Source organism: Staphylococcus sp. EG-SA-2, from assembly GCF_017152085.1.
The window spans coordinates 1-8,277 of sequence record NZ_JACYHC010000143.1; the positions used below are offsets into that span (position 1 = coordinate 1).

Annotated in this window: 8 protein-coding genes and 1 pseudogene; 3 read left to right on the plus strand and 6 right to left on the minus strand. The window is 30.7% G+C overall.

Annotated features, from left to right (window positions below):
• Nucleotides 1-365, plus strand: a 365-nt coding sequence (locus tag IDG60_RS01380) for a polysaccharide lyase beta-sandwich domain-containing protein (RefSeq protein ID WP_241013320.1), incomplete at its 5' end; no start/stop codon positions are given.
• A gap of 59 nt (nucleotides 366-424) precedes the next feature.
• Here IDG60_RS01380 and IDG60_RS01385 read toward each other — a convergent pair.
• A complete protein-coding gene (locus IDG60_RS01385) occupies nucleotides 425-1,279 on the minus strand; it encodes a M23 family metallopeptidase (RefSeq protein WP_001044441.1) in 855 nt (284 codons plus the stop codon).
• Between the two features lie 210 nt (nucleotides 1,280-1,489).
• On the minus strand, nucleotides 1,490-2,305 hold the full coding sequence (locus IDG60_RS01390; RefSeq protein ID WP_000044362.1) for an HAD-IIB family hydrolase: 816 nt from the start codon (nucleotides 2,303-2,305) through the stop codon (nucleotides 1,490-1,492).
• A 294-nt stretch (nucleotides 2,306-2,599) separates the two neighbouring features.
• Between IDG60_RS01390 and IDG60_RS01395 the strand changes: the two genes are divergently transcribed.
• Nucleotides 2,600-3,025 (plus strand): MAP domain-containing protein, encoded by a 426-nt coding sequence (locus IDG60_RS01395; protein WP_000769705.1) that lies wholly within the window; start codon nucleotides 2,600-2,602, stop codon nucleotides 3,023-3,025.
• A 383-nt stretch (nucleotides 3,026-3,408) separates the two neighbouring features.
• On the opposite strand, the gene budA is transcribed toward IDG60_RS01395, so the two are convergent.
• Together budA and alsS are read right to left on the minus strand one after the other, a co-directional pair.
• On the minus strand, nucleotides 3,409-4,113 hold the full coding sequence (gene budA / locus IDG60_RS01400; protein ID WP_000186134.1) for an acetolactate decarboxylase: 705 nt from the start codon (nucleotides 4,111-4,113) through the stop codon (nucleotides 3,409-3,411).
• A gap of 36 nt (nucleotides 4,114-4,149) precedes the next feature.
• Nucleotides 4,150-5,814 carry an acetolactate synthase AlsS gene (gene alsS / locus IDG60_RS01405; protein WP_000130149.1) on the minus strand — a complete coding sequence of 555 codons (1,665 nt, stop codon included), beginning with the start codon at nucleotides 5,812-5,814 and terminating at the stop codon, nucleotides 4,150-4,152.
• A 232-nt stretch (nucleotides 5,815-6,046) separates the two neighbouring features.
• On the opposite strand from alsS, the pseudogene IDG60_RS01410 reads away from it, so the two are divergent.
• Nucleotides 6,047-6,336 (plus strand): annotated as a pseudogene (locus IDG60_RS01410) (hypothetical protein).
• Here IDG60_RS01410 and IDG60_RS01415 read toward each other — a convergent pair.
• Together IDG60_RS01415 and IDG60_RS01420 are read right to left on the minus strand one after the other, a co-directional pair.
• A complete protein-coding gene (locus IDG60_RS01415) occupies nucleotides 6,308-6,490 on the minus strand; it encodes a hypothetical protein (protein ID WP_000655241.1) in 183 nt (60 codons plus the stop codon). The pseudogene IDG60_RS01410 and the gene IDG60_RS01415 overlap by 29 nt on opposite strands.
• Before the next feature lie 574 nt (nucleotides 6,491-7,064).
• Complete coding sequence (locus tag IDG60_RS01420) at nucleotides 7,065-8,081, minus strand: retron St85 family RNA-directed DNA polymerase (protein ID WP_000411031.1); 1,017 nt, start codon at nucleotides 8,079-8,081, stop codon at nucleotides 7,065-7,067.
• Nucleotides 8,082-8,277: the final 196 nt, after the last annotated feature.

An 8,277-nucleotide genomic window follows, 5' to 3' on the forward strand; every position in this document is an offset into this window, starting at 1 on the left:
ATGTGTTGTATCCAGGCTTATCTAAAGATGACTTTAATACAAAAAAAGATAAAGTAACTGTCGTTAAACAAGATGATGACTTCCACGTTGTGAAAGATAATGAATCGGTTTGGGCTGGTGTTAATTATAGTAATAGCACTCAAACTTTTGACATTAACAACACTAAAGTCGAAGTTAAAGCCAAAGGAATGTTTATTCTTAAAAACAAAGATGATAACACTTATGAATGTAGCTTCTATAATCCCGAATCTACAAATACCGCTTCAGATATTGAATCTAAAATTTCAATAACTGGATACTCTATTACAAACAAAAATACATCAACTTCTAATGAATCCGGCGTACACTTTGAATTAACTAAATAAGCAAGAAAATCTCGACACTATACCATTTTTATAGTGTCGAGATTTTATAAGTATCGCCATCATTCACCTTGTAATCCGCAGACCACATCCCCTTTGATAAGTTCTAGATTATTTAAAAATCGAATTTTCAAAGACGTACATGCTTCAATATTCTTATCATTCATTACTTGGAAATGTATATGAGGTTCAGTAGAATTGCCAGAATTCCCAACCTTCCCAAGGAAGTCACCATATTTAACATTTTGCCCCTCATTCACAATGATTGAATATTGTTGTAAATGAGCTATTAAGCTATACTCATTTTCTGCGTGCTTAATTACAATATAATTTCCTAAAAACTGTGATTCATTCGTACTTCCAATACTGTTGTCTTGAACCCCATTCACTACTTTTTCAACTGTACCATTTGCTGGCGCAATGATATCTTTTCCAAAACAAAAATAATCAGTATTTACTTTTCCTTGATTCTTATATGTTTTATGATTTTCTTTAATAACTAAATCAATAGCATACCTTTGATGTAGGTATAAATAGTGATAATTATATAATTCATTATCTCCACCCCAAAAAACCTCATAGCAATCTGTTGTCGGCACTGCGTATTTTAAAGTCGTTTCATTCTTAATCGCATCATAATTGATTAACGGACGCATAACAAATCCGATAATACTATTATCTTTCCAAGTCACTGCCACTCCAAATTGATTTGCTTTATCTATCCATATTTGCTCCATAGTATCATCATTTTGAGTACACACTTTTAACTCATGTACATCAGACTGCCTTGTATAAGATTTGAAAAGTTTCCTAAACTGCCAATAACTAAACTCTCGCTTCAAATTTTGATCAAAAATCTTATATATTTTCCTGCTCTTACTTTTATTTAAATAATCCCCAAAGTTTGTTTTATTCATATATACTTAACCTCTTATATTAATTTTGGTATCAATTCTTTCTCCAGTTCCTGCGTCATTTTTGCGCTACCTGAATCGTCTACACTTAATTGGACAAATCAACATATAAATAATTTTTTAAAACTAAAGTGTAGTCTATTCACCATATTTTCTAATCATCCCTTAAATATTAATATTTGCACTTAAAAAGTATACATATCACTCAACTAATCAATAATCATACTTACCTTCAACAAATTCTTTAACATGCAGTGTTATCCCTTGATAATATGGATATTTTGTTAATCTAAATTTCTGCTTTAATGCTTCATCTCTACTATTCGACATCAAATATGCATGTTCAAGATAGCTTAAATATGCTTCGTCATTGCCGCTATCTCCAAAACCTAATATTGATTTTACTGGTATATTGTATTTTTTCATCAGAAATTGAGTAGCATATAATTTTCCAGCATTTGACGGTGTGAAGTCAATATCATACGCATTTTCAGGATCACCAGCTAATGGATTGCTTCGACTAAATCTCGCTGTATAGTTTTGGTCATTTGCGTATCTGACAAGTGCTTCTAGGATACGACTATCATTGTTGTGATTACCTGTTGAATGAAAATAAAAATTATAATGTGTTTCATTACCTTCAAATGCTCTTTGTGGAATAAATTCGACATTATATTGCGCAGAAATATGACGTAATATATCTTCAATATCTTCAAATAAAAATGGTTCGCTCAAGACTTTCTTTTTATATGTTTCTGATTCAACATATTCGCCATTATTCCAAGTGAACATTTTAGAACTCAAATCAGAAAAGATATGTAATGGTTTAAACGTCATATTAACTTGATCCATTTTATCCATGACACTTTGAAATGTACTTCCTGTCAATACAGCAGTGATCACTTCATTATTATTAGTTAGTTTTTCCAACAATTTTTCCATTTCTCTTAAATGACTTAAATCTTCTTCATTTGTATTATGTTTAAAATATGTTTCATCAAAATCAAACAATAATAGACGCTTTGACATACTCATTCCCCCATAATATTCTAATGAATTTATCTATAACTTAAATACACTATAAGTCTCAATTAAAAGTATAAGATCGACTATATGCTTTTCATGCTTATTATATACAACTAATGAATCCCTATAAACTAAAAACATTGCTTACCACTTTTCAAAATACACGGGTCATATCCCTCGTTAAAAACTATTACTAAAAATCAAAAATATAAAAAAATCAAAAAGTATGTTTTAAACTTTATGAAACGTGTTATATAAATAGTGTAATATACCACAACTTTAAAAGGAGATTGAGATATGAAACTAAAATCATTTGTTACTGCCACTTTAGCATTGGGATTATTATCAACAGTAGGTGCAGCTTTACCGAGTCATGAAGCATCTGCAGATAGTAATAACGGTTATAAGGAATTGACAATGGATGGAAAACACACTGTGCCTTACACGATCTCAGTAGATGGTATTACTGCATTACATCGAACTTACTTTGTTTTTCCAGAAAATAAAAAGGTACTTTATCAAGAAATTGACAGTAAAGTAAAAAATGAATTAGCTTCACAACGTGGTGTTACAACAGAAAAAATTAATAATGCACAAACAGCAACGTATACACTTACTTTGAATGATGGTAATAAAAAAGTAGTGAATCTAAAGAAAAATGACGACGCTAAAAATTCAATTGATCCAAGTACAATCAAACAAATACAAATTGTAGTTAAATAATAATTTGAAAATGAAAATAGTTACACAGGGCAAACGCTGAAAAATTGCGTTTGTCTTTTTAGTATGAAATGAATGATCGAACTTATAATTTCTTATTGATTGCTTCTACTGACAATAGATTAGATCGGCCTATACTAAAGTAAATTCTATATTAATGTCTTCCGCAATTTATAATCTAACATAACAGCAAATCTCAAATATCTGGAACCTAATAAATCCCCTCACTACTGCTAATAGTGAAGGGATTTATTTTATTACTTAGACGTAATTATAAATATATTTGTTCTATTGTAGTCATGGTTAATCATATTTACAAACTATCATTTCTAAATCGCGCATTATGAAGTCAATTTTCATAAACCGTCATTATATTTCTGGATTCATTATTCAGCTTCTCTAATTTCGTCTGCAATATCTTTATAGTCAATATTTGCTTTAGTGAAATCTTTATCTTGAATTGGAAAATGCTGTTCAAATGTTTCTATATTTTGGATTTCTACTTTAACATCTTCTACTTCAAAATCTAAGACATGTCCACCAAAGTTACGATCATCATTCGCAAAGTGTACATGAAATCCTGCTGATCCGATACCATGGAATAATTCTGGTGTAAAGAAACCAACGACTGAACCTTTGACATACGTTTCAGTTTGTTCAGGTTGTCTTCTAGCTGAATCGATTAAACGTGTATAAGGTGGTTCTTGAGCCGGCATCATACGTACATGCATTTTTTTAAATAAGCCTGAAATTTTTACTGCTGAAAATAAATTTTCACTCAACATCTTTTCCTTAATTTCTGCAAAAACTGCTTCTGAAGATTTATCTTTCGTTTCATAGCTTGTATCTGCTACAAATTTAGTTACAGTTGCATATGGTGTTAACTCGTCACCTTTTAATTCTACAAATTCTTTATGTTCATTTGCATGGTAAGCTTTTCCATCTAAAAAGATTACCTCACCGTTTGAACCTGTTAGTGTAGCGATACCTAAGTCACCATGTTGCAATAATTCATTTATTGATGCAGTTCCTTTTAATAATCCTGCCATTAATGTGCCTAATGTACCATGTTGGTATAAAACATTAGTCATAAAATCTCCCACTCCTCTTTAACATTTATCTTTATTTTAGTTAAATACGTCAGGTAACATATTTGTTGAAAGTTTGATATTATCTTTGTAATTTACAGGTATATCAATTAATACTGGACCATCTGTTTCATAGCCCTCTTTAATTGCCGCTTCTAATTCTTCTTGATTAGTAACTCGTAAACCTTTCGCGCCAAATGATTCTGCATATTTTACAAAATCTACAGGACCGAAGTCTACACCTGACGAACGTTTATATTTCATTTCTTCTTGGAATTCAACCATGTTATATTTTCCATCATTCCAAATAAGCTGGATGATATTTAAATTTTTACGTACGGCCGTTTCTAAATCTTGTGATGAAAATAAAAAGCCACCATCGCCAGCAACGGACACAACTTGCGTATTAGGGCGCACAAGTGCAGCTGAAATTGCCCACGGTAATGCTACACCAAGCGTTTGCATACCATTGCTAAATAATAAATGTCTTGGATTGTAACTTCTGAAATTACGTGCCATCCAAATATAGTGACTTCCAACATCAACTGTTACAGTAGTATCATCAGTTAATACCTTTTGCATAGATTCAATAATTTCCACTGGATGTAGAATTCCTTCTTCATGCGTCGCTTTAATACCAGTTTCTTCATCAATATGTGTTCTTAATTGTTCTAATTCGTCTAAATGTTGTTGATTTATAAATGGCTCATCCACTTTTTCAGAAATCATTTCAATCGTTTTAGCAATATTACCAATCAACTCTTTTTTCGGTTGCATATAATTAGTAATTTCAGCTTGAACTTCGTCAATATTGATAATTTGTGTTTCTAATTCTTTATTCCAGTTACTAGCTTCGTATTCAATTGGATCATAACCGATTGTAACAACTAAATCACTTTTACGTAATAATTCATCACCAACTTGATTGCGGAATAAGCCCACACGACCGAAGAAATGATTTTCTAATTCACGACTAATTACACCTGCACCTTGGAATGTTTCTACAACTGGTAAATTCGTGCGCTCAACTAATTTGCGAATGGCATTTGTTTCTTCTGCACTTGAACTTCTCATACCAGCTAATAAAACAGGAAATGATGCATTTTTAATCGCTTCAATGACATCATTAATATCTTGTTCACTCGGTACTCCTAAATTTGGTTTTTGGCAAAGTGATATAGCTTTAGATTCAACTGGTGAAGAAATAACGTCTTGCGGAATACTAATAAAACTTGCGCCATTTTTTCCTGAAGTAGCAATTCGAATTGCATTTGTCATAACTTCTGATAATGATTCAGGATCTTGTACTTCTTCACTGTATTTTGATGAATATTTTAATAGCGCAGCATTATCAATACTTTGATGCGTTAATCGTAATAAATCATTACGTTTCACTTGGCCACCTAACGCTAATACAGGATCCCCTTCAGATGTAGCTGTTAATAGTCCAGTCGTTAAATTACTTACACCAGGGCCACTTGTAACAAGTACTACACCCGGTTTACCTGTTAATCTTCCAATACCTTGTGCCATCATTGCAGCATTTTGTTCATGACGAGTGACAATAAGTTCAGGACCATCATCAATTAAAGCATTAAATAGATAGTCTATCTTTGCACCCGGAATACCAAAAACATATTCTACCCCATTATTTTTCAAAGTATCAATAACCATATCGGCTGCAGTGTACTTTTTATCAGTCATTTATATTCATTTCCTTCCAATTGTGATGTATAGATGTGTATTACATGTAATTACATTGTGATTTGTAATCTAATGATAGTTACGCAAAATTAATGATGTTTATCAAAATTTTACATGTACGATTAGATTTGTAATACATAAAAATTGCCTTCATTACATTATATAACCTTTGTTAGATGAATAAAAATCGTTATTTGTAATACTAAGTATTCCAAAAATGCATGAGTAGATTTTGTGCGTTGTGATTATGAGGGATGTTGGATTGATTGATGTATAGGATTGTTACGATATTTTGGGATGAGGTGTTTAGTCAATGGCGGTTTGAAATTGTCGTTTTATGGTGGGCTGAAAATGCTGTTTTATGTCGGGCTTGAATTTGTCGTTTTATGGAGATATAAAAATGCTGTTTTATGGCGGTTTCAAAATGGTGTTTCGATTAATAAGCCACAGCAAGACTTAGATCTAACTATGACTTATACATTTCACACTTATATTAGCGATTATTTTTATAGTTATAAATGATAGATGCAGTTCCTAAACAAATTAAGAAGATAATCATTAAGTATATAGAAAAGTTATCTGTTTTAATATAAAACCTAAAAAGTAGAAACACCAGCATCGCAACAATAAAATAAACAGGAATAAAAGCTTTCTTCCAAAATATAGAATCTTTCAATTAGGTCACTCCTTATTTTGATAATACTCTTTAATTAAGGCTCTTGAGTTATCGTCCGGTCGTTCTTTCCCTTGAACCACTATGATTAGAACACAATCGTCTGGTTATCGTCCACCCTCCGCAAGCTAAATGACAATTTAATAATGTACACTTTTGATTGTGTAAACATGTACAAATTATACGTGTAAATCAATAATCCATAGTTGAATTAATTCTATTCCTAAGACATTAAATAAAGGAAAGTCCATTTATACTCTACACATTTCATATTCCCCACACAAACGCAAAAAAAACACCTCGACATAACATCGAGGTGTTTTGTATATATCGTCCGACAATTAACGTTTTAAGAAATGAGGTGAACGACGAGCTGCTTTAAGACCTGGTTTACTTTAGGATTTCGTATAGTTGCATATACTGTCTTAAGGCATGATATTAAAGGATTTCTAATTTTTTTGATAGTATTGGGTTTCCTCTAATTTAACCTAGGGGTATTAAAATATAATAAAAATCTGCTGGCTGGTGGTAAATTTCAAAAGAAATATTAACTAAAATATATTAATTATTAAGCGGTTTAATTTATCCAATGTAGTTCTATATCATCAAAGTCAATATTATCTCTGTACATGTTAGACGATTCTATATTACCTAGTACTTCATTAAATTTCTTTTGTAAACTAACGCCTTTCTTGAAATCAATCATTTTAATAAAACTGATTTTTCCATATATACTCATAATAAATTGCTGCTCATAATCCAATGAATAATTATTTCGAATTAAGTGTTCTTCTAATCCAAACTTATTTACAAAATAAATTTGCTTCCTGACCTCTCTTATTAAAGTTTTAGGAACCGATATTTTTTCATTAACTATAATACCAGTAACTTTTTTTCTGTCTCCTGGTTTAAACATAATTGTCTTACTTTCATTAATTCTAAAATTATATTGGTTTACTATTTCCCTGATAATTTCTTTACTAAAACTTACTTTATTAGATCCAGAAATAGTAATATCATCAGCATATCGAGTATATCTCAAATTATTTTTTTGACAATAAGAAAAGATTCTTTTATCTATATTGTAAAAGATGATATTAGCTATATATGGACTGGTTGGTGCACCTTGAGGCAACTGATTATTCACTGTACACAAATTTGCGAGTGCTGTCGCAAGTTCAAATTTATAGCCCATCTCAGAAAATATTTTTCTAACCTGCTTAAATGTGATACTCGGAAAAAAGTTTTCTATATCCATTTTCAATATATATTTCTGCCCAACGTGTGGGATTGCATTGTTCACTATTGATTTCCTAGGAACAAAACCAGTTGCACATTTATGAACTTGCCTTCTGTACAATACATTATCTAAAATCCACCTTTGGATATTTTTGAGAGCCATATTAGGAATCATCAATTCTCTATATTCATCTTTTTTTCGTTTAGGTATTTTGATAACATTATAAAAATGGTCATTCACATAAAGACATTTATAAAAATAGTCTGATTTAATACCAATCATATTTCTTAATTCTTCCAAAGAATTAATTGCAAGATATGTCTTATTAACTATTTCATTCTCAATTTTCTCCATTTAATTCTCCATTTTTTATCTAAATGAGCAACTCTTGCTAAACCATCTTCTTTTAATTATTACATTATTTAGTCGTTAGGGGCCCCCCTAACTATTAAATAATATAAATAATTATCTCAAAAAATGACCTCTTAAATTAAAATAATTATTTATAGTAAAATTTTCGAAGAAAAATTTACTGTAATCAATTGTATAC